The sequence below is a fragment of the Nocardiopsis sp. NPDC058631 genome, from assembly GCF_042716955.1.
Lineage (GTDB): Bacteria > Actinomycetota > Actinomycetes > Streptosporangiales > Streptosporangiaceae > Nocardiopsis.
Genome location: NZ_JBHXQY010000194.1, coordinates 1 through 2,603, shown reverse-complemented (window position 1 = coordinate 2,603; position 2,603 = coordinate 1). Strand labels below are relative to the sequence as shown.

The 2,603-nt window shown below is 67.1% G+C and carries 3 protein-coding genes and 1 pseudogene; all 4 read right to left on the bottom strand.

Going from position 1 to position 2,603, the window contains the following annotated elements; translation table 11 throughout:
• Positions 1 to 239: pseudogene (locus ACFWTE_RS29865) on the bottom strand (plasmid replication, integration and excision activator); the annotation flags it as partial.
• Positions 240 to 359: 120 nt separating this feature from the next.
• Complete coding sequence (locus ACFWTE_RS29860) at positions 360 to 1,178, bottom strand: protein phosphatase 2C domain-containing protein (RefSeq protein WP_378783298.1); 819 nt, start codon at positions 1,176 to 1,178, stop codon at positions 360 to 362.
• Positions 1,179 to 1,186: 8 nt separating this feature from the next.
• The gene (locus tag ACFWTE_RS29855) at positions 1,187 to 2,023 is read right to left on the bottom strand and encodes a sigma-70 family RNA polymerase sigma factor (protein ID WP_378783297.1); all 837 of its coding nucleotides are present in this window, start codon (positions 2,021 to 2,023) and stop codon (positions 1,187 to 1,189) included.
• Positions 2,024 to 2,145: 122 nt separating this feature from the next.
• Positions 2,146 to 2,523: an ATP-binding protein gene (locus ACFWTE_RS29850; protein ID WP_378783296.1), complete on the bottom strand. Its 378-nt coding sequence runs from the start codon at positions 2,521 to 2,523 to the stop codon at positions 2,146 to 2,148.
• Positions 2,524 to 2,603 lie beyond the last annotated feature (80 nt).

Genomic DNA, 2,603 nt, shown 5'->3' with positions numbered 1-2,603 from the left:
ACCTCGTCCGGCAGGGTCGGGCACACCTGGGCGGCGACCTTGACCTTCACGCTCTTGGCCTTGCCGCGCGCTTCGGGGTCGGCGTCGATCACGTCCACCGCCCACAGCGGCAGACCGGTGTCCTTGTCCATCTGCGGACGCTTGGTCTCGAAGTCGGTGATCGCCTCCACCCCGAGCGCGAACGCACCCGCAGGGAAGACCACGTCGAACGCCACCGGCAACGCACCCTGAATAGCCATCGATCAGCTTCCAATCTGTCGACCCCCCTAGACAGTGGGAGGCGTGTTCACCCGAAGACTGTTGTCTAGGGGTCTATGCAGAAGGTAGCAAGACGATCGATGGATTGTCTAGGGGGCTAATCAGGCGGGGGTCCAAGTGACGACGGTGGCGTCGTCATGGGGCTTGCCGGACGTGTATTCACGCTGGTCAGCGTCACCCTGTTCCAGTGCGCGCACGTGGTCGATGAGCGCGGCGGGGCCGTCCTTGGCGGCGAGGGTGTAGCAGTCGGACCAGGTCTGTGCGTCGAATACCTCCACCCCGCGCGTGGCTCCGTCCGTCATCGCGGCGAATCCGGCCAGCTGGTCCAGGGGCAGGGAGCCGGTCAGGGCTTCGGTGGCCGCGCGAGGGTCGGCGCCGGCGGTCCAGAACCCGTCCGGCACGTTGCGGTAGGCCCGGATGGCGTGAGCCCGTTCGTGGAGTTCGGACTGGCGTTCGGGGGTGCCCTCGGTGGTGGTGAAGGGAGCGGCGGCGAGCTTCCACTTCAAGTCATCGAGGCGGGTGTCGGTGATGTCGGTGACCGTGCCGTCGGTGGCCTCAGCCAGGAGTACCGAATCCGACAACACCAGGTACTCCAAGCGGTCACCGGCGAAGCGGACCAGGACGACGGTGGCCGAGGGCGTCTCCTGATTGGCCAGATCGCAACCGTCCCCATGGAGCGATGACACGGTGGTGATCGCCTCGGCGAGCACGTCTTTGAGGGGTTGGTCGCCCGCGAGTCCGGCCAGCAGGAGACCGCCGAGGCGGCGGGTGAACCAGGCGACCCCGTGCGTACAGCCGATGTCGATACCGGGCGGTGCGCTGGCCCCGTCCAACAGCACTACCCCGTTGGTGGTGACGGCGGCGAAGTCCTCATTGTCGCGGCCGGGTGAGCCGGGAGCGGTGGCCAAGAGGAAGGGCACGGTGTCGCTCAGTCCTGTCCGTGGTGGTAGACGGGCGTGATCAGTTCCGTGTGTTCGGGTTCGTTGGTGGCCGGGTCGTAGACCGTGCGCACCAGCGCCGAGAACCGTTCATCGCGGACCTGTCCCCACAGCGAGGCGATCTCGCGATTGAGGAAGTGGGCCACCCCGCGCGAGCCCTGCGGATGGATGCCCGCTATGGCGAGGAAGGTCCCCTGCCCGTCCGGGCGGGCCAGGCGTCCCACATAGGCCACGTCCATGAGTTCTTGAGGGTCCATCTCCTGGCCGGACCGGTAGCTCTGGCCGGTACGGGTGTCGGTGAGCTGCCAGGCGTCGGTGCGCTCCCACCTCAGTACGGGGTCGGTGTCGTAGGCGTTGCGCATGGCCTCGGACATGGCTGGTCCGCAGACCACCACCAGGTTGGGCCGGTTCAGGTCGATCACACCATCGACACTCACGTGATCGGACACGGTCTGCATGTCGAAGGAACGGACCAGGTCCTCCAGGGCTTGGCCGGTGGCCATGTCGTCCAGGGACAGGACCGGGCGCCCCTTGAGGGGGTCGTGCCGCAGCGGGGTCGCCACAGTGACCGTGCCCACACCGAGGAAGGCGGCTTCGGGGGCGGGGCCGGTGTGGCGGATCTGGTGGATGCGTCCGCGGCTCAGGCCGGCCTTCTCGGCGATCTGCGCGTAGGACATGCCTTGGGAGTGCAGATCCTGGATCAGCCGACGGCGCAGGCGCGACAGCTCGGTCACCTCTTGCTGCGCTTCGGCCAGCCGTTCTGTGGCGGCCCGCAGCAGCTCGAAAGGATCTTCGATCTCCGCAATGCGTTCAAACTGGCCCGGCATGGCTGCCCCCTCGGTCACACGAACCGAGTCTAGGACCCTAGACAGAGCTGGTGAAATCTCCACCCCGGTTTCGGCGTCCACCGCCCGCAGCCGAGCACGACGCCGGGGCATGCGCGGACCACTCACAGCTTGTTGAAGGAGGCCAAGTCAGCCCACACACAGGTGCCGATGGGTTCCTCGGTCACGCCCCAGTCCTTGGACAGACTCGCCACGAGTAGCAGGCCCCGACCGTGCTCGGCCATCGGGTCAGGGCTGTCAGGGGTGCCGTCCCACTTCTCATCGTTGCCGTAGTCGGCCACCGATATGCGGACGCGGTCGCCGTGGTCGCGAACGCGGACGACGAACAGGGCGTTGGGGGCAGCGCTACGGGAGTGGCGCAAGGCGTTCGTGGCCAGTTCGCTGGCGACGAGTTCAGCGTCATCGACGGTGGGGTGTCCGTCGAGCAGGGCTCGCACGAAGGCCCGGACACGGGCCACTTCATCGACATGGCTAGGGAACATCCGGGCCCAGATACGCACGCACACCACCACCGTCTAGAGGGCTATACACCTGGCTTCAGACGGCACAGTACGGCAACTCG